Source organism: Kaistia terrae (genome assembly GCF_026344005.1).
Classification (GTDB): Bacteria; Pseudomonadota; Alphaproteobacteria; order Rhizobiales; family Kaistiaceae; genus Kaistia; species Kaistia terrae.
Map to the genome: position 1 here is coordinate 350,883 of NZ_JAPKNH010000004.1, position 17,519 is coordinate 368,401.

Here is a 17,519-nt window from a genome sequence, read left to right on the forward strand (position 1 = left end):
ACGCAGGAACTGGAGGTATTGGACGACCGCCTTTAGCTCAGCTGCAAAACCAAAACTCGATCTCTCACGTATCAGCATTAGCGGCTGCATCAGGCGAGAGAGATCACGGGCGTGGATAAGCAATTGAACAGGGCTTTAGGGGACAGCACGAATAGAAGTCCCTTGGCGTGGGTTACAGGTGGAGGCTCCGGGATTGGCCGCGCTCTGGCTCTCCGTCTTGCTAGCGATGGCTGGGTCGTCGCCGTGAGTGCCCGGACAGTTCGGGATCTGGAAACACTGGCTGCCGAGGCCCCCGATCGCATTCATCCATTTCCACTCGACGTGACGGATGCGGAAGCAACGCTGAACACAGTCGCCCTCATCGAGGATCGCTTGGGGCCGATCGACCTCGTTGTTCTGAACGCGGGGTCGTATAGCCGGGACGCTGCGGACCAATTCGACGCCGCGGCGTTTCGTGCAACGGTTGATGTCAATTTGATGGGTACCGTCCATTGTCTCGCGCCGCTCTTATCACGGATGCTGGCGCGTGGGGCAGGGCACATCGCCGTCGTTGCCTCTGTGGTCGGGTATGTCGGCTTGCCGGGTGCGGTTGCCTATGGCGCGACCAAGGCTGCTCTCATCAACATGTGCGAAGCGCTCTATCCCCAGCTCGCCGCCCGCAACGTGCGTTTGAGCGTGATCAATCCTGGTTTCGTCGACACGCCGCTCACGCAAAAGAACGACTTCCCAATGCCGTTCATGATTTCCGCCGAAGAAGCAGTGGATCACATCATGGCGGGATTGAAGTCCCGCCGCTTCGAGATCGCCTTCCCCTGGAAAATGGCGCTATCGCTGAAGCTGCTCGCATGGCTGCCGGCGCCACTGTTTTTCGCAGTAACCCGCCGGATGATACGTTGAGTTAATCTCAATTCAAAAAGCTAGTTCGGGCGGCGAAGAAGAAACTGGCCGACATCGATCTTGCTGTTGCGGAATCCAACTGCGCAATATTGCAGATAGTAGTGCCACATACGCTTGAACGGCGCATCGAAGCCCTGAGTTTCGATGCGGTGCCATGCGGCCGAGAAATCCTGGTCCCAGATCAGCAGCGTCTTCTCATAGTCGCGGCCGAAGAATTGCGAGCCAACGAGGTCGAGTTTTGAGGCGGAGGCCGCTGCCACGAAGGCGGTCTGCGACGGCAACATGCCACCAGGAAAGATATAGGTCTGGATGAAATCGGCTTTGCGCCGATAGTCCTCGAAGCTTGCTTCGGCGATGGTAATAACCTGCAGCATGGCGCGCCCGCCTGGCTTCAGAAACATGCGCAGGGCATCGAAATAGGTCGCCCAATTTTCCTCGCCGACCGCCTCGAACATCTCGATCGAAACGATCTTGTCGAACTGGCCGGTGCAATCGCGATAGTCCTCGAGCCGGATCTCGACCCGGTCGGCGAGCCCCGCCGCCGCGATGCGTTCGCGGGCAAATTTCTCCTGCTCGCGTGACAGCGTCAGGCAGGTGATGCGGCATCCGGTTTCGCGCGCGGCGAATTCCGCGAAGCCGCCCCAGCCGCAGCCGATCTCCAGCACATGGTCGTCGATGCCAAGGTCGAGTTCGCGCACGACACGGCCGTATTTCTCGAGCTGGGCCTCGGCAAGGGACTGCTCGGGGTGGGCGAAGATGGCTGACGAGTAGGTCATCGTCTCGTCGAGCCAGTGCCGGTAGAAATCATTGCCGAGATCGTAGTGGAAGGCGATGTTGCGCTTGCTGCCGGCGCGGGTATTGGCGCGGCGGCGATGGCGCAGATAGGCCAGAACTCGGCCAAGGCCGGGCGCTTCGAGCAGCGAATGCAGGGCCTGCTCGTTGGCAAGGCCGAGTTCCAGCAGCGCGCCTAGATCGGCTGTGTCCCAGTCGCCTTCGATGTAGCTGCGAGCGAGGCCGAGGTCGCCGCTGCTGGCGATCCGCCAAAGCAGCTTGCTGCTGCGCACCGTCAGGCTGGCGCTGGGGCCGGGAAGTGCGCCGTGGACCGTGTGGCTGGTGCCGTCGGGAAACTGGATCGTCAGCTTTCCCGCGACGATCCGGTCCGCCCAGCCGCGAAGGACACGCGACCAGAGCGGCGTGAGGAGGCCGGTCGGGACCGCTTTCACTTCAACGTGGCTCATGGGTTCTCGCATCCTCGAAGCGGGTCGTGACAATGGTGCTGGCAACAGGTCGGGCGGCGGCCTGGTGCCGATAGATCGGAACGCCCTTGCGCCAGATGCGCAGGGCCTCCCAATGGATGCCGGCCATGACCTTGAGGGTCATCAGCGGGTAGCGCAGCAGGGCGCCGAGCAGCGCGCGGTCGGTCATCGCCTGGCGCTTGCCGGCGAAGGAGGCGACGAGCACCGGACCATCGGCGTCGGACTCGTCGATTCGCACCAGGATAGCCTCGCCAGGCGGCTCGATATGGAAGCGATAGAAGCAGGCCATCGGCAGGAAGGGCGAAACGTACAGTTCCTTGGCGCAGCCATGGCGGACCGGACCGGTCTCCCCACCCTCGACGGCGATGACATAGGTGTGGCGCTCACCGAACGTGTTGCAGACTTCGTAGAGAATGGCGCGCAACGCGCCGCCGGGCGCATAGCAAAAATAGACGGTGAGCGGATTGAACGCATAGCCGAGGATGCGCGGATAGCAGAGCACGCGAAGACTCATGCCGCCCTCAAAGCACCCGGCCTCGAGTAACCTTGCCTCGATCCAGGCGCGCAGTGTTCCGGTTCTGCCATCGCCATGGTCCTTGTCCCAGAAGCTGAGCACGGCGCGGCGATTATGGCCGAACAGCCGCGACGCCGTACTGATGGCTGGCAGTTCGTCGAGATCCAGCAGCAGCGAGAACACTCGGTAATGAAGCTTGTGCCGGCGGGGCCGCAGCCGCGCATGCATTACGTCGCCGAGAAACAGGGCGGATTGACCGCTCATTCGGCTGCCTCGCTTCGCGGCGCCAGCGTGATGCGGCCGGATTCATCGCCGACATTCCAAGGGCGGCGCACATCGGCGAGATCTTCGGCGGCGGCAAGGCCCGCCTGCAGGCCGTCCTCATGGAAGCCGAAGCCGAAATAGGCCCCGCAGAACCAGGTGTTGCGCCGGCCCTGCAGTCGCCAGAGCTGCTTCTGCGCATCGAGCGCCGGCTGGTCGAACAGCGGATGGGTATACTGGAAGCTGTCGATCGTCTTGGCCGGATCGATGGCGCGGGTCGGATTGAGCGTCACGAACAGCGGATACCGGTTGTCGAGATTTTGCAGGCGGTTCATCCAGTAGGTGACGCAGAGCGGTTGCGCCCCTTCGCTCTGGCGTTCGCCGATATAGTTCCAGCTCGACCAGACGCGCCGGCGCTTCGGCATCAACCTGTCGTCCGAATGCAGAACGGCCAGATTATCGGTATAGCGGAAGGCGCCGAGCACGGATCTTTCCGTCCCATCGGCATCGCCAAGCAGGCGCAGTGCCTGGTCGGCATGGGTGGCGATGACGACATCGGTGAAGCTGTCGGTATGGCCCGAGGCATCGGTGATGAGGACGCGGCTGTCTTCGCGCGTGATCCGGGCGACCGGGGTCTTGAGGCGGATCGCATCGGCGAAATGCGCGCTGAGGCGCTGGACATATTCGCGGCTGCCCCCCTTTACGGTCCGCCATGCCGGCCGGTCGACGAGGTTGAGCAGGCCATGGCTGGCAAAGAAGCGGACGAAGGCGAGCAACGGATAGTCCCGCATTTCGCGCGCCGTCATCGACCAGATCGCAGCGCCCATCGGCAACAGATGGTCTTCGACGAAGGCCGGCGAATAGTGGTTGCGGTCGAGATAGTCGCCAAGCGTCAACCCGTCGAGATCGGTGCGCGGTAGCAGGCCGGGAGCCTCGCGGTAGAAACGCAGGATATCCCGCATCATCCGCCAGAAGCGCGGCCGCACGACATTGCCGCGCTGGCCCATCAACCCGTTGATGCCGGAGCCGGAATATTCGAGCTTGCCGCCATCGAGCGAGGCTGCGAACGACATTTCGGAGGCCGAAGTCTCGACGCCGATCTCGCGGAACAGGGCGACGAGGTTCGGGTAGTTGCGTTCGTTATAGACGATGAAGCCGGTATCGACAGGAATGGGGCCATTGGCGGTCGGCACCGTAACCGTATTGGAGTGGCCGCCGAGCCTCGCTTCGCTCTCATAGAGAGTGACGCGCATCGTCCGACTGAGCAGCCAGGCGGCGGACATGCCGGATATTCCCGAGCCGACAACAGCGACGCTGCGTTCCGTTCCCGGTTGCTTGCCCTTGGCTTCCATTCGCACGTTCTGCCTTTTCGCGCCGATGCAATTCCTGCTTGTTGATACGGAGCGAAAGTCGTTCTGGATCCATCGGCGGCGAAAAAACGTGCGCCGATGATCCGTTCGCTGTCCTGCCGCGTAGAAGCTGCATGATCGCGCTCATTCCCATCGCCGCACCCGCGTGGCAGAAACAATCCATGGTAGCGGCGCCGTGGCGCCGCGCCGGGCCGCTTCATCGCAGGTTGGGAATGGTTGAGATGCGCCGTCCGACGGAAAACGACGCAAAGCCGAACATGGCGGCGCTGCTTGTCGCGGTTGGGGCGCGACGCGATGTCGATGCGTTCGAGTTGCTGTTTCGGCACTTTGCGCCGCGCGTGAAGGCCTATATGGCGCGACTGGCCGGCGACAGTCAGGCGGCCGAAGAACTGATGCAGGAAACGATGATCGCGGTCTGGAACAAGGCGGACCGCTTCGATCCGGCCAAGGGCGCCGCCTCGACGTGGATCTTCACCATCGCCCGCAATTTGCGCGTCGACGCCTTCCGGCGCGACAAGCGCCCGGAATTCGATCCGAACGATCCAGCCTTTGTGCCCGACGATGTCGCGCCCGCCGACGAGATATTCGAGGCGCAGGAAGTGTCTGTCCAATTGCATCAGGCAATGGCGACCCTGCCGGACGAGCAGGTGGCGCTGCTGAAGCTCGCCTTCTTCGAGGACCATACGCACAGTTTCATCGCGACCAGCCTCAACATGCCGCTCGGTACGGTGAAATCGCGCCTGCGCCTTGCCTTCGTCAAGCTGCGCGCCGCGCTCGATCGGAATGGAGACGTGTCGTGACCATCCGCCATCATCTGAGCGACGACCTTCTGGTCAGCTACGCCGCCGGCAGTCTCGCCGAAGGCTGGAGCCTGGCAGTCGCCACGCATCTGGCGCTTTGCCCCGCCTGCCGGAAACGCCTGGCTCTGGCCGAGGGCATAGGCGGCGAATTGCTCGAAGCAACCGAGGTCTCGCCCGAGACAGACTCGTCCTGGGAAGCCATGCGTCGCCGCATCGCCCAATCGCCTCCGCGGCCGGTCGAGACGCCGCGCGGGGCGCCCGTCGCCCGGCGCTATGACGGCCTGCCGGAGCCGCTGCGGTCTTATGTTGGCGGCGACATCGAGACATTGCGCTGGCGGTCGCTTGGACGCGGCGCCTCCCAGATCCGCATCCAGACGGCCGATACCGAGACGCAGGTCCGCCTGCTGCGGATCCCGGCCGGCAAGCCTGTGCCGGAGCACAGCCATGGCGGGCGCGAACTGACGCTCGTGCTTTCCGGCAGCTTCGCCGACGGCAAGGATCTGTTCGCGCGCGGCGATATCGAGGACGCGGATGCGAGCCTCACGCACACGCCGACCGCGACGCCTGGCGAGGATTGCATCTGCCTTGCCGTCACCGACGCGCCGCTTCGCTTCCGCAGCTGGTTCGTGCGCGCCATCCAGCCCATCCTGGGCATCTGAGCCAAGATGTGAGCCGTAATGTCGAGAGTGCCATCATGCTGAACTTCGCCATTGCCTATGCGGGCACCGCGCTGGTGTTCTTCGGGCTCGATTTCGTCTGGCTCACCAATATGGCTTCCGGCTTCTACCGCAGCCGGATCGGCGAGTTGCTGCTGGCCCAGCCCAATCTGGGCGTCGCCGGGCTTTTCTATCTCGTCTATGTCGCCGGCCTCGTCCATTTCGCCGTACTGCCGGCCGTGCACGCCGGAAGCTGGGCCACGGCGCTGCTGAATGGGGCGCTGCTCGGCCTGGTCGCCTATGGCACCTACGACATGACCAATCTCTCGACGCTGAAGAACTGGTCCGTATCCGTCAGTATCGTCGATATGTCCTGGGGCGTAACGCTGAGCGCTGTCGCTGCCACCAGCGGCTATCTCGTCGCGACATGGATGGCGGCCCGAAGCGGGGGCTGATCAAACGCCGCTCGGGTTCCGAGCGGCGGCGTCGATGCGGGAGCGCAGCGCGATCTGCGCCTCCTGGCCGAGCGGAAAGTTCCACATGATGGCGATCGCCGCCAGTTTCGGCAGGATCGGCAGCCACGCATAAAGCAACGTCAGCGTATCGAGGGCGAAGTCCGGAACGATCGTCTTGCTTCCTGGCACGAAACCCGACCAGGCGAGAACGGGGAAGACGAGACCGACGCCGAGCGCCAGCGACAGCTTGGTCGCGAGACCCCAGGCGGCGAAATAGACGCCGGTGCGCTGTTCGCCGGAAAGTGCCGTGTCGCAATCGATGACATCCGCCTGGATCGCCGGCGGCAAAGCGAGATCGAAGCCGAGCAGAACCCCGGTCAACGCGCAGATAACCGCGAAGGCGGCGATATCGCCTGTGCCAAGAAAGCCGGAAAAGAAGAAGACGATGCAGGCAAGGATCATCGCGCCGCACCAACTGCGATGCTTGCCGGCCCTAGCTGCCACCCAGACGGCGATCGGTACTCCAACGATTCCGCAGAGGAAATAGGCGAACAGCAGCGGCCCCCGCAGCGCCTCTGCACCAAGCCGTTCCGATACGAAATAGAGGAACAAGGTCGCCGGAATCGAATTGGCGAAGCCGTTCAGAAGAAAGGCTGCGACTAGCCGGACGAAAGGCCGATTGCGCACGAGATAGCGCAGGCTGTCGAGGAGAGAGAGCCGCGATGTCGAGCGATTGGCCGGCTCCGGCACGGCGCGGACCGCGACCACCCCGAAGGCCGGAAGCGCCACGAGAATGAGCAAGGCGACGGCCGCCAACCCGTGAAAGCCGTGGATCTGGTCCATGCCAACGGCGAAGGGCAAGACGATCGCGATGAGCGTGCCGACCAGCGTCGCGCCTTCGCGAAAGGCCGATACGATCGACCGGCCGCGATAATCGGTCGAAAGTTCGGCGCCCCACGCAGTGTAGGGCAGCAGCGTCGCCGTATAGCCGATCGAAAGCAGGATACCCCAGAAGGCGAGATAGCCGGTTCCCGCCGTGCTCGGCGGCCAGAACACCATGAAGGCGGACAACGCGGTCAAGGGCAGCGACAGGAGAAAGACGGTCCGCCTTCGGCCGAATTTCGGCGCGATCCGGTCCGACAGCCAGCCGATCACGGGATCGCTCGCGGCATCGAACAGGCGGATCAGCAGCAGCACCGTGCCGATCGCCGCCAGCGAGAGGCCGAGATGGTCGGCGTAGAAGGTCGGCACGATGACATAGAGCGGCAAGGCGATCGCCGCGAGCGGCACCGCCGGCAAGGCATAGGCTGCAAGCGCCGCGCGTCCGGGCCTTCCTGCGTCCGGCTTCTTGTCGCGCGCCACTACGGCCCGATCCGGGCGGTGCCGGAAGCGCCGTCGTCGCGCAGCCAGGTAATCTTGTCGCCGCCAAGCGATGTGATCTTGAAGCAGAACTGGCGCCCTTCATACCAGGTCGGCCATTTCTGGCAGAGCGAATTGCCGGCGATCCACCAGCGCCCCTGTTCACTCGGCGCCAGCATTCGTGCCACCGAGAAGCCAGACACGTCGCCAAGCACCACGCCGTCCTTGCGATATTCGAGCGGCAGCGCGATGCCGAACGGCGTGCTCAGGCGAACTTTCTTGCCGGCGACCAGCGCCTTGATCTCGGGCCCGCTGAGTTCCGCCGCCGATACCGGCGCGGCCGCCGCGCATCCGGCCGCGATGGCGGCAAGCCACAGGGTCTTCCTGAGGGGAACTGGCATGATAAATCCTCTCCCGCTTTCCTTGGCGATGTTGACCGCGTCGACGCGTCCGCTCAGGCAGCGCGGCGGCGTGTCATCGGCTGAATTCGACTCGGGTTTTGGCGACGGGCAGCCCGAACTTTGTGATCGTGGCGTTGTTGATCAGTCGGCCATTGTCCTGCAGCGTCATCGTGTCGTGGAAACGGACGCGATTGCGCTTCCTGGCAGCATCCAGATCGACGAGATAGGTGAAGCGCGCCGTATTGCCGGTCACGGTTACCAGTGTGTCGCCGATGACATCTTCGCGGGTGCCGCGATACTGGTTTGGCGCGATTTTGCGGAAACGCCACGTCTTGCGGTCGCGTTCGCCGTCGGAATAGACGAAGTCTTCGACCAGCGTCAGGGTCTGGCCGTTCCACTTGCCCCGGAGATCAACCGTGAACTGGCGCTTCACGCCATTGATCGCGCTGAAGCTGCCAACAGCGGAGGTCTTGCCGGCAAAATAGTCTTCTAGCGAGAGATCTTTGGCACTCACCGGCGCCACCATGAGCAAGGTTAGCACCGCCACATAAACGAGGCTCGATTTTCGGCTTTCCATAACACCGCTCCAGTCCTGTTCACGCTGGTATCGGTGCTTATACGGCGTCGTCCCCGCGCTTGGATCAGCGGCCAGAGGGCATATTTCACCTCGTCCCCGCCCTAACTATGCAGCTGTTGGGTGCATGGCCGCATAGGCCTCATGGTGAATTGGATCGAAGCCTCGACCCTAGAATTTCGAGCGGATTTTCTGTACGCTTTGACCGTACGAAGCGCACAGGATTTGCATGACTACGATCGACCGGATGTCCGCTGAGCCTTATTACCTCCAACTCGGGCGCATCATTGAAGGCCGCATTCGCGGTGGCGAATATCAGCCCGGCGAAAGGCTGCCATCGGAAAGCGAATTCTGCCGCACCTTCGATCTCTCGCGTTCGACCGTGCGCGAGACGATGCGCAGTTTGCAGGAGCAGAAGCGGATCCGGATGGTGCCGCGGCGCGGTGCCTTCGTGGCGTCGCAGGCCGATTCCGGCTGGATGCTTCAAGTCACGCGCGGCTTCCTCGAGACCGAGATGGACAATAGCCGGACGGTCGAGACCCGGGTGCTGCGCAGCGGGTCGGAGTCGCTGCCTACAGATGCCGCCGATGCCCTGGCTTTGCCGGCCGGCACGGTCGGCTTCGTGCTGGAGCGCGTCCGCAGCCTGGACGGCCAGCCTGCGGTTCATTCGATCAACTTCATGCCGGCCGATGTCGGCAGCGCCCTGCAGGGCACCTTGGTGCTCGAAGGCAAGCAGTCGCTAAACCGCACGCTGCGCGAGGCCGGCCACAAGATCTACGGCGCCCGGCGCGAGGTGGCCGGGGTTGGCGCGTCGGCCGAGACGGCGAAGCTCCTGGGGCTGAAGTCTGGCGCGCCGGTGTTACTGATCCGCTCGACGTCGTGGGGGCAGGACGGCCGCTCCTTCGATTTCCACCGCTCCTTCGCGCGCAGCGATGTCGTCACCATCGCGGTCGAGGCTCAGGCCGTCGACGACGAGTGATCTATCCGCGCAGCGGCGCATAGGCGCGCGCAGCGTGCGGGTCCGGAACGATCGTTTCGACCGCGGGCCGCAAACTCCGCCCATTGCCGCGAGTGCCACCATCGGCGGCGATCAGCGCGGCGCCAAAGGCCGCCAGTTCCGGCTCGTCGAGACGATGCAGTGTCCTGTCAAGAACATCGGCTCGGAGTTGCAGCAGCGCGTCGGAACGGCTCCATCCGCCAGTGGTGAAGAGCGGTCCGTCGCTGGCGCCGGAGGCCAGGATATCGTTGAGGATGCGACCGGCAACGACGGCGCAGCCTTCGAGAACGCGCCGCGCCAGCACGAGCCGCCCCTCTGCGTCGGCGGTATCGAGCCGAGCTGCGAGTACGTCTTTTCCGATGCCTCCCGGCAGGATCACGGCGGCCGGGTCGGGCGCACCAGGAATTCTTGGGAGGGCCAGAAGGCCGCCGAGCAGCGATTTCAGCGGCGCCAACGTCGCCGTCAGCTCGAACACTTTAAGCAGAGCCTCGCCGTCGCCGACGATCGGCACGGAGCGGACGATCCCGGGCCGCGGTGCGACCGGGCCGGCCGTTTCGGCATAGATCAGCTCCGCGGTGCCGAGCGAATCGACGATCGCTGTCGGATCGACGCGAAGCGATACCGAGGCGGCGACGGGATGATCATGGCCGCCGGCGACAAGCCGGGTCGCCGTCGTGGCGGCGCCGGAACGGGTGAGGGGGCCCTTGACCAGCGTGCCAATGGTCGCGCCCGCCGGCACGACGACGGGCAGGCGCGGCGCCCCGGTTGCCTGAAGCAGGGCGGGGATCCATTTGCGGGCGCCGATATCGTAGCAGGCCGTGCGCACCGCGAGCGAACGGCTCATGAAGGGGCTCTGCGCCCAGACGGTGGCGGGGTAGTCGGTCAGCGCGATCCAAGCATGGGCGCTTTGGATGGCGGCCGGCTCATGGCGGGCGAGCCACAGCCATTTGGCGGCCGTGCGCGTCGGCTCGAACTCTATGCCGGTGCGGTCTGTACAGGCGAAATTCGCGGCGAGTTCCTCGGCTTCCGCATGGGCGCGCAGGTCGAACCACGGAATGGCGGGCCCGAGTGGACGGAGGGCGTCGTCGACGAGGATGCCATCCTAGCCGACGCCGGCAGCTGCGATCGCCTCGATCGGCTCGCTTGTGCCGAGGCCACGCCAGGCGGCGAGGATCATTGCTTCCAGCGCTGAGACGAGGGCGAGGGGATCGCCCTCGCCGCTCGCGATCCGCGGTGTCGGCCGGGTCTCGCGGGCCAGGACCTGGCCCGCGGTGTCGGTGAGCACAACCTTGATGTTGGTCGTGCCGATATCCACGCCGCAGGCGAGACCCACCATCAACCCGCTCCGTGCCTTACCAGCGTCGCGTGAAATGCTCGCGCGAGACGCGGGCCAGTTCGCGGATCATCGTCGATGCCTCGGGCTCCGGACGCTGCCAGACCTTGCGGCCGACGACGAGACCCTGCGCGCCGGCGCCAATGGCGTCTTCGGCGTCCTTGATCGTCGAGGCCATGTCGCCCGACAGCGCGCCGCCGGCGATAACGATCGGCACGTCCAACTCGGCGACGAGCTTCTTCGTGCCCTCGGCGCCGGGGAAGGTAATCTTGATGATGTCGGCGCCCAGATCATAGGCGACGCGAGCCACTTCAAGTTCTTGCTCGATGACTTCGTCGGAGCGCGGCACTGCCAGCAGAACGGGCTCGACCATCACCGGCATTTCCCAGCGCGCCGCCTCGGAAACCACCTTGCCGATCCGCTCGCAATAGAGAATTTTCTCCGCATCCGACACGTTCCATGGCAGCAGCAGCTTGACGCAGTCGACACCGAGCCGGACGGCGTCTTCCAGGCTGGCGATGATCGTCCCGGTACCCTTTTCGGGGGTCTTGGTCGACCAGAAGGCGTCGATCGCCAGCACGCGGGCGAGTTCCGGCTTGCGGGCAAGGTCGACTTCGCTGGAACGGACAATGCCCGTCGTCACCATGAAGCCGGTGATGTCCTCGGGAATGAAGCGGCGCATGACATCCATTGGCGATTCCAGTGCCGGCACGCGGCCCCAGACGACGCCGTGGTCAATCGGCACGATCAGCGAGGCGCGATCCGGCCGGAAGATACGGTTCATGCGATAGCTCGTCGAGAGCCTGTGGTTTGCCATGGGGACATCTCCTCGAAGGGCGCGAGCACAACTGCCGGAAGCAGCGGCCCTGTTTGTCGGTATTGTACGGACAAAACTCGTCTAGCGTCTTTCCGTATGCCACGTCAATACCGTCTTGACAGGCAATCCGGCTAACTCCTATCGTCAGGCTTGTACGTACAAAATGGTCACCCAGATGGCCTGTTGGCGTACCGGCTGCCGGGTTACGATTCGTCGTGCCTGCATGCCGCAGGGAGGAATGAAATGAAGAAACTGATGAACGCGACGGCGGATGTCGTCGACGACATGATCGCCGGCCTGGCGATCGCCAATCCCGGCCTCGTGCTGCTGGAAGGCGAGCGGGTTGTGCTTCGCGCTGATATCGAGGCGTTCAAGGCGAGTGGCCGCGTCGCACTGATATCGGGTGGCGGATCCGGTCACGAACCGGCGCACGCCGGCTATATTGGTGAGGGGCTCTTGACCGCCGCCGTCTGCGGCGACGTCTTCACCTCGCCGTCGACCGATGCCGTATTGGCCGCCATTCGCGCTGCGACCGGTCTGGCCGGTGCGCTCCTCATCGCCAAGAATTACACCGGAGACCGGCTGAATTTCGGCCTCGCCGCCGAGATCGCCCGCAGCGAAGGCTTCTCCGTCGATATGGTCGTTGTAGCCGACGACGTGGCGCTGGCCGAAAATTCCGAGACAGCCGGCCGACGCGGCATCGCCGGCACGGTGTTGGTGCACAAAATTGCCGGTGCGGCGGCGGCTGAAGGGCTTTCGCTCGGCGCCGTCAAGGCTGAGGCCGAGCGTGCAATTACCGCCATCGGCAGTATGGGCGTCGCGCTTTCCGCCTGCACCGTGCCGGCCGCCGGCAAGCCCGGCTTCACGCTTGGCGATGACGAGATCGAGTTGGGCCTCGGCATTCATGGCGAGGCCGGTATCAGCCGCTCGCCGATGCAGCCGGCCCATGTGCTGGTGGAGACGCTGCTCGGCCGGGTTTTCGCCGACAAACAGATAGGCAAGGGCGATCACGTCGCGCTCCTCGTCAACAATCTCGGTGCCACACCGGTGATGGAGATGCAAATCGTCGTTGCTGACGTCGCGCGCATGGCCGCGCGTCTCGGCGTCACGATCGACCGTCTATGGGTTGGAACCTTCCTGACCGCGCTGGAGATGGCCGGCTGCTCGCTTTCCGCGATGAAGGTCGATGACGCGCTTCTGGCCCGCCTCGACGCGCCAGCCTCGGCGCCGGCCTGGCCCGGTCGTGGAGCCGGCCCGATTGGCAATGGGCCGAAGGTGATCTCGCAGAAGGCGCTGGCGTGCGCCGTCCTGGAGGAGGGCGATGGCGACCCGCGCCTTGCCGCCGCCGTGCGCGCCGTCGCCGACGCGCTTATCGCCGACGAGGCGCGGCTGACGGACCTGGACCAGAAGGTCGGAGATGGCGATCTCGGGCTCAATCTTGCGCGTGGCGCCGAGGCGATCCTGCGTGAGGTAGATACCTATCAAGGCAAGAGTGCCGCCTCCGTGATGAAGGCGCTGTCGGCCAGCCTGCGCAAGACGGTCGGGGGCACGTCCGGTGCGCTCTATGCGGCGGGATTGCTGCGGGCCGCCTCCGAACTCGAGGGCAAGCAAACTCCCGGCTTCGCCGACTGGGCGAAGGCTCTCGCCGCCGGTTCCGCGGCCATCGCGCAACTGGGTGATGCCAAAATTGGCGATCGGACCATGCTCGACGCGCTGCTTCCCGCAGCCGACATGCTGTCGGCTGCGGCGAATGACGCCGCAACGGGGAGGGCCTTCGGCGATGCCATCGAGGCAGCGCGCCAGGGGGCGGCCGCCACTGCAGCCATCGCCTCGCGGCGCGGGCGCTCCAGCTATCTCGGCGAAAGGGCGGTCGGCGTGCCGGATCCCGGCGCCGAGGCCGTCGTCGTCTGGCTGCTGGCGATCCGCCGGTCGCTTGATACGCCGGGCTGAGGACGAACGGCTTCGGCCGGCTCTTGGCACGGGACATCCATCGCAGGCCCGCAGAAGGCCTGCCGATAACGACGCCTGCGCGGTCGGTGCGGCCACGTAGAGACGTCAACAAACGGAGGAAGACCGCATGAACACTCTGAAATGTCTGGCCGCGGCGACGGTTCTCGCCCTGACTGCCTCTACAGCGCTGGCGGAAGGCAATGTTGAACGCGTCGGCATCACCGTCGGCACGCTCGGTAATCCGTTCTTCGTCCCGCTTGTCGCCGGCGCCAAGGATACGATCCTCAAGGTCAATCCGAAGGCTGAGCTGACGGTTGTCGGTGCCGACTACGACCTCAACAAGCAGGCGTCGCAGATCGACAACTTCATCGCCGCGGGCGTCCAGTTGATCATGCTCAACGCGGTCGACGTCAACGCCATTGCGCCGGCCGTCGCCAAGGCCAAGGCCGCCGGCATCACCATCGGTGCCTTCGACGTGTCGGCCAAGGGCGCCGACGTCACCGTGATGACCAACAATATCCAGGCCGGCGATATTGCCTGCGAATATCTGGCCAAGCGCCTCGACGGCAAGGGCGAGGTCGTCATCATCAACGGACCGCCGGTATCGTCGATCGTCGATCGCGTCGAAGGCTGCAAGGCAGCGTTCGCCCGCCATCCGGACATCAAGATCCTGTCCGACAATCTGGACGGCAAGGGCTCGCGAGAGGGCGGCTTCGCCGCCATGCAGGGCCTGCTGACGCGCTTCCCCAATATCGACGCCGTGTTCGGCGCCAATGATCCGACCGCGCTCGGCGCCGATCTCGCCGCGAAGCAGTTGAACCGCGACGAAATGATCATCGCGGGCGTCGATGGTGCCCCGGATGTGGTCGCCGCGCTGAAGTTGGGCACGACCCGCATCGTGGCGTCGTCCTCGCAGGACCCCTATAGCATGGCCGCGCAGGCAACCGATCTCGCCCTGGGCGTGATCGCCGGCAAGACGCCTGCCGAAAGTGTCATCCTGCTCGATACGAAGCTTGTGACCAGCGACAACGTTGCCGAATATGTCGGCTGGGACGCCGTTCGCTGATCGAACAAGAAGCGAGACCGTCGCGCTTGCGAGCGCGGCGGTTTCAGCAGGGAGAGCTGGTTTGATCCAAGTCGATGACAAGATCCCCGTCGATGACAAGGTCGGCCCGACGGACGGCTCGCCCGTCCTGGACATGCGGGACATCCGAAAGACCTTCGCCCACATCGTGGCGCTCGCACGGGTGTCGCTCACGGCATATCGCGGCGAGGTGCATGCGCTGATGGGGGAGAACGGCGCCGGCAAGTCGACGCTGATGAAAGTCCTCTCCGGCGCCTACAAGGCAGACCCCGGCGGCAGTATCCAGATCGACGGCAAGCCGGTGACCATTGACGGTCCGCAGACGGCGCGGGCGCTCGGCATCGCTGTGATCTACCAGGAATTGTCGCTGGCACCGAACCTGACGGTCGCGGAGAACATCTTCCTCGGCCGCGAGCAGTCGAAGGGCGGCTTCACCGATCGCACCGCCCAGGAAGCGGCCTGCGCCGCGATCCTGAAGCGCCTGCATGTGCGTTTCCGTCCCTCCACCCGCGTCGGCACGCTGTCGCTCGGCGAGCGGCAACTGGTCGAGATCGCCCGCGCGCTGATGTCCGACGCGCGCATTCTCGTCATGGACGAGCCGACGACGTCGCTGAGTACGCGTGAGACCGAGCATCTCTTCCGCATCATTCGCGATCTCAAGGCCGAAGGGATCGCCATCCTTTATATCAGCCATCGGATGGAGGAGATCTACGAACTCTCCGACCGGGTCAGCGTGCTGCGCGACGGCGCCTATGTTGGCACGCTGATGCGTAAAGATCTCTCGGCCGAACGTCTCGTGTCGATGATGGTCGGGCGCGACCTCTCATCCTTCTACCGCAAAGCGCACACCGCCAATCTGGCGCGTGACGTGCTGCTCGAAGTGCGCGATATCGCCGATGACCAACGCGTGCATGGCTGCTCCTTCGATCTTCATGCCGGCGAGGTGCTTGGTGTGGCGGGGCTGGTCGGGGCAGGGCGGACGGAACTCGCCCGCCTGATCTATGGCGCCGACCCGAAAAGCCGGGGCACGGTCACGCTGGCGGGGCAGAAGCTGGATATTCGTGGCCCACAGGATTCGATCGACGCCGGCATTGTCTACCTGACCGAGGATCGCAAGGGACTTGGCCTGTTCCTCGACATGACGATCCGGGAGAATGTCAGCATCAATGTCGCGATGCGCGACGCCCTCGCTCTCTGCTTCACCAATTTCGCCGCCGCCAGGGCGCGTGCCGCCGCCGCCATGAAGACCTTCGCCGTCCGCGCCGGTAGCGCCAGCGTTCATGTCGGCGCGCTTTCGGGCGGTAACCAGCAGAAGGTACTGCTGGCAAGGTTGCTTGAAACCAAGCCGAGGATCCTGATCCTCGACGAGCCTACGCGCGGCATCGATGTCGGCGCCAAGTCGGAAATTTATCGCCTCATCGACCAACTTGCCGCGAGCGGCATCGGCATCGTCGTTATCTCCAGCGAATTGCCGGAGATAATCGGCATCGCCGACCGGGTGATGGTGGTGCGCGATGGGCGCATCGCCGGTTTCGTCACGGCAAGCGCGGAACGCCCGATAACGCAGGAAGACGTCATGAAGCTGTCGACGGGTACCCGTCCGGCCGAGGCGGCTTAGGGTGCTTTGGGCGAAGTGTGTACCGGTTCGCGTGAAGAAAGCGCGATCTAGCAAGGCGTTAGGGCATTGCACCGTTTCGAGGAAACGGTGACGTGCTCCAGGCGCTCGATAGAATTTAAGCTCGTCCGGCGCAGACCGGAGCACCAGGGAGGTCAGCTTGACCGAGGGCACGACAACCGCCGACGCCGAACGCCTGCGCGGCCAGCGCATCCGCCTAGCGATTCAGGTCGTCGGCATGCTGCCGATCCTGATTCTGCTCTGCATCGGCTTCGAACTGCTGAGCGGACGCTTCCTCACCTTCAATAATCTGTCGATCGTGATGCAGCAGGCGTCGATCAATACCGTTCTCGCCGCCGGCATGACCTTTGTCATCCTGACCGGCGGCATCGATCTGTCGGTTGGTTCGATCGTCGCCTTCTCGGCCATGTTCTCCGTTATCTGTTCGCTGATTCCGGGCTTCGGGCTGCTTGGCATTCCGGCAGGCCTGGCCGCCGGCCTCGTCTGCGGCCTGTTCAACGGCGTGCTGATCGCCTTTCTGAAACTGCCACCCTTCATCGTCACGCTCGGTTCGTTGACCGCTGTTCGTGGTCTCGCGCGTCTGATGGGCGGCGACACCACGATCTTCAACGCGGATCTGCCCTTTGCCTTCATCGGCAACGGCTCGTTGTTTGGTATTCCGTGGCTCGTGGTGATCGCCTTCGCCGTGGTGGTGCTGTCGTGGATCGTGCTGCGCCGCACTGTGCTCGGCACCTGGATCTACGCGATCGGCGGCAATGCCGACGCGGCGCGTCTCTCCGGCATCAAGGTCTGGGCGGTACTTTTGTTTGTCTATGCGGTCTCGGGCCTGCTGGCTGGGCTCGGCGGCGTGATGTCGACGGCGCGTCTTTACGCCGCCAACGGACTGCAACTCGGCCAGTCCTACGAGCTCGACGCAATCGCGGCGGTCATCTTAGGTGGTACCAGCTTCGTCGGCGGCGTCGGTTCTATCTGGGGGACGCTGATCGGTGCACTGATCATCGCGGTGCTCACCAACGGCCTGATCCTCGTCGGCGTCTCCGACATCTGGCAGTACATCATCAAGGGCCTGGTCATCATCGTCGCGGTCTCGCTCGACCAGTACCGCTCCAAGCAAGGTGCGCGAACCTGATCGGCGCAGTCCTGTCCAGGACTGCGCCTC

General features: G+C 64.4%; 18 protein-coding genes. 9 read left to right on the forward strand and 9 right to left on the reverse strand.

The window, feature by feature from the left end:
* Positions 1–111 precede the first annotated feature (111 nt).
* Positions 112–897, forward strand: a complete 786-nt coding sequence (locus OSH12_RS14115) for an SDR family NAD(P)-dependent oxidoreductase (protein ID WP_323180654.1) — start codon at positions 112–114, stop codon at positions 895–897.
* A gap of 20 nt (positions 898–917) precedes the next feature.
* On the opposite strand, the gene OSH12_RS14120 is transcribed toward OSH12_RS14115, so the two are convergent.
* The 3 genes from OSH12_RS14120 to OSH12_RS14130 are packed head-to-tail and all read right to left on the reverse strand — an operon-like array spanning position 918 to position 4,280.
* Complete coding sequence (locus OSH12_RS14120) at positions 918–2,135, reverse strand: SAM-dependent methyltransferase (protein WP_266344205.1); 1,218 nt, start codon at positions 2,133–2,135, stop codon at positions 918–920.
* The gene (locus tag OSH12_RS14125) at positions 2,122–2,931 is read right to left on the reverse strand and encodes a DUF1365 domain-containing protein (RefSeq protein ID WP_266344206.1); all 810 of its coding nucleotides are present in this window, start codon (positions 2,929–2,931) and stop codon (positions 2,122–2,124) included. The genes OSH12_RS14120 and OSH12_RS14125 overlap by 14 nt, the downstream gene beginning before the upstream one ends.
* Positions 2,928–4,280, reverse strand: coding sequence for an NAD(P)/FAD-dependent oxidoreductase (locus tag OSH12_RS14130; RefSeq protein WP_266344207.1), 1,353 nt, complete (start codon positions 4,278–4,280; stop codon positions 2,928–2,930). Before OSH12_RS14130 ends, OSH12_RS14125 begins: the two co-directional genes overlap by 4 nt.
* Positions 4,281–4,519: 239 nt before the next feature.
* Between OSH12_RS14130 and OSH12_RS14135 the strand changes: the two genes are divergently transcribed.
* From OSH12_RS14135 to OSH12_RS14145, 3 genes are read left to right on the forward strand one after another with little or no spacing between them, the layout of a single operon-like run.
* Positions 4,520–5,098 carry a sigma-70 family RNA polymerase sigma factor gene (locus OSH12_RS14135; RefSeq protein ID WP_266344208.1) on the forward strand — a complete coding sequence of 193 codons (579 nt, stop codon included), beginning with the start codon at positions 4,520–4,522 and terminating at the stop codon, positions 5,096–5,098.
* Positions 5,095–5,757 (forward strand): ChrR family anti-sigma-E factor, encoded by a 663-nt coding sequence (locus OSH12_RS14140; protein ID WP_266344209.1) that lies wholly within the window; start codon positions 5,095–5,097, stop codon positions 5,755–5,757. Before OSH12_RS14135 ends, OSH12_RS14140 begins: the two co-directional genes overlap by 4 nt.
* Before the next feature lie 35 nt (positions 5,758–5,792).
* Positions 5,793–6,209, forward strand: coding sequence for a DUF2177 family protein (locus OSH12_RS14145; protein ID WP_266344409.1), 417 nt, complete (start codon positions 5,793–5,795; stop codon positions 6,207–6,209).
* Here the strand turns inward: OSH12_RS14145 and OSH12_RS14150 are convergent, their stop codons facing one another.
* From OSH12_RS14150 to OSH12_RS14160, 3 genes are all read right to left on the reverse strand, one after another.
* A complete protein-coding gene (locus tag OSH12_RS14150) occupies positions 6,210–7,571 on the reverse strand; it encodes an MFS transporter (RefSeq protein ID WP_266344210.1) in 1,362 nt (453 codons plus the stop codon).
* Entirely contained in the window at positions 7,571–7,969 is a 399-nt protein-coding gene (locus tag OSH12_RS14155; RefSeq protein ID WP_266344211.1) for a hypothetical protein, read from the reverse strand. The genes OSH12_RS14150 and OSH12_RS14155 overlap by 1 nt, the downstream gene beginning before the upstream one ends.
* Before the next feature lie 73 nt (positions 7,970–8,042).
* Positions 8,043–8,546, reverse strand: coding sequence for a DUF3833 family protein (locus OSH12_RS14160; RefSeq protein ID WP_266344212.1), 504 nt, complete (start codon positions 8,544–8,546; stop codon positions 8,043–8,045).
* Positions 8,547–8,772: 226 nt separating this feature from the next.
* Here OSH12_RS14160 and OSH12_RS14165 point away from each other — a divergent pair, with 226 nt between their 5' ends.
* Positions 8,773–9,522 carry a GntR family transcriptional regulator gene (locus tag OSH12_RS14165; protein WP_266344213.1) on the forward strand — a complete coding sequence of 250 codons (750 nt, stop codon included), beginning with the start codon at positions 8,773–8,775 and terminating at the stop codon, positions 9,520–9,522.
* A 1-nt stretch (position 9,523) separates the two neighbouring features.
* Here OSH12_RS14165 and OSH12_RS14170 read toward each other — a convergent pair whose 3' ends face one another.
* The 3 genes from OSH12_RS14170 to OSH12_RS14180 are packed head-to-tail and all read right to left on the reverse strand — an operon-like array spanning position 9,524 to position 11,690.
* The gene (locus OSH12_RS14170; RefSeq protein ID WP_266344410.1) at positions 9,524–10,636 is read right to left on the reverse strand and encodes an FGGY family carbohydrate kinase; all 1,113 of its coding nucleotides are present in this window, start codon (positions 10,634–10,636) and stop codon (positions 9,524–9,526) included.
* Positions 10,637–10,642: 6 nt separating this feature from the next.
* Positions 10,643–10,876, reverse strand: coding sequence for a hypothetical protein (locus tag OSH12_RS14175; protein ID WP_266344214.1), 234 nt, complete (start codon positions 10,874–10,876; stop codon positions 10,643–10,645).
* A gap of 16 nt (positions 10,877–10,892) precedes the next feature.
* Entirely contained in the window at positions 10,893–11,690 is a 798-nt protein-coding gene (locus tag OSH12_RS14180; protein WP_266344215.1) for a class I fructose-bisphosphate aldolase, read from the reverse strand.
* Between the two features lie 243 nt (positions 11,691–11,933).
* Between OSH12_RS14180 and dhaL the strand changes: the two genes are divergently transcribed.
* The 4 genes from dhaL (at position 11,934) to OSH12_RS14200 (ending at position 17,489) form a co-directional block, all read left to right on the forward strand.
* The gene (gene dhaL / locus OSH12_RS14185; protein ID WP_266344216.1) at positions 11,934–13,640 is read left to right on the forward strand and encodes a dihydroxyacetone kinase subunit DhaL; all 1,707 of its coding nucleotides are present in this window, start codon (positions 11,934–11,936) and stop codon (positions 13,638–13,640) included.
* A 127-nt stretch (positions 13,641–13,767) separates the two neighbouring features.
* On the forward strand, positions 13,768–14,706 hold the full coding sequence (locus tag OSH12_RS14190) for an ABC transporter substrate-binding protein (RefSeq protein WP_266344217.1): 939 nt from the start codon (positions 13,768–13,770) through the stop codon (positions 14,704–14,706).
* 133 nt (positions 14,707–14,839) lie between these two features.
* On the forward strand, positions 14,840–16,342 hold the full coding sequence (locus OSH12_RS14195; protein ID WP_266344411.1) for a sugar ABC transporter ATP-binding protein: 1,503 nt from the start codon (positions 14,840–14,842) through the stop codon (positions 16,340–16,342).
* Positions 16,343–16,499: 157 nt separating this feature from the next.
* Entirely contained in the window at positions 16,500–17,489 is a 990-nt protein-coding gene (locus tag OSH12_RS14200; RefSeq protein ID WP_266344218.1) for an ABC transporter permease subunit, read from the forward strand.
* The last annotated feature ends 30 nt before the right edge of the window (positions 17,490–17,519 follow it).

What these genes read in the sequence shown, in the direction of transcription:
- OSH12_RS14120 (WP_266344205.1), bottom strand. Translation starts at nt 2,135, where the DNA reads ATGAGCCACGTTGAAGTGAAAGCGGTCCCGACCGGCCTCCTCACGCCG.
- OSH12_RS14125 (WP_266344206.1), bottom strand. Translation starts at nt 2,931, where the DNA reads ATGAGCGGTCAATCCGCCCTGTTTCTCGGCGACGTAATGCATGCGCGG.
- OSH12_RS14130 (WP_266344207.1), bottom strand. Translation starts at nt 4,280, where the DNA reads ATGGAAGCCAAGGGCAAGCAACCGGGAACGGAACGCAGCGTCGCTGTT.
- OSH12_RS14135 (WP_266344208.1), top strand. Translation starts at nt 4,520, where the DNA reads ATGCGCCGTCCGACGGAAAACGACGCAAAGCCGAACATGGCGGCGCTG.
- OSH12_RS14145 (WP_266344409.1), top strand. Translation starts at nt 5,793, where the DNA reads ATGCTGAACTTCGCCATTGCCTATGCGGGCACCGCGCTGGTGTTCTTC.
- OSH12_RS14155 (WP_266344211.1), bottom strand. Translation starts at nt 7,969, where the DNA reads ATGCCAGTTCCCCTCAGGAAGACCCTGTGGCTTGCCGCCATCGCGGCC.
- OSH12_RS14160 (WP_266344212.1), bottom strand. Translation starts at nt 8,546, where the DNA reads ATGGAAAGCCGAAAATCGAGCCTCGTTTATGTGGCGGTGCTAACCTTG.
- OSH12_RS14165 (WP_266344213.1), top strand. Translation starts at nt 8,773, where the DNA reads ATGACTACGATCGACCGGATGTCCGCTGAGCCTTATTACCTCCAACTC.
- OSH12_RS14175 (WP_266344214.1), bottom strand. Translation starts at nt 10,876, where the DNA reads ATGGTGGGTCTCGCCTGCGGCGTGGATATCGGCACGACCAACATCAAG.
- OSH12_RS14180 (WP_266344215.1), bottom strand. Translation starts at nt 11,690, where the DNA reads ATGGCAAACCACAGGCTCTCGACGAGCTATCGCATGAACCGTATCTTC.
- dhaL (WP_266344216.1), top strand. Translation starts at nt 11,934, where the DNA reads ATGAAGAAACTGATGAACGCGACGGCGGATGTCGTCGACGACATGATC.
- OSH12_RS14190 (WP_266344217.1), top strand. Translation starts at nt 13,768, where the DNA reads ATGAACACTCTGAAATGTCTGGCCGCGGCGACGGTTCTCGCCCTGACT.
- OSH12_RS14195 (WP_266344411.1), top strand. Translation starts at nt 14,840, where the DNA reads ATGCGGGACATCCGAAAGACCTTCGCCCACATCGTGGCGCTCGCACGG.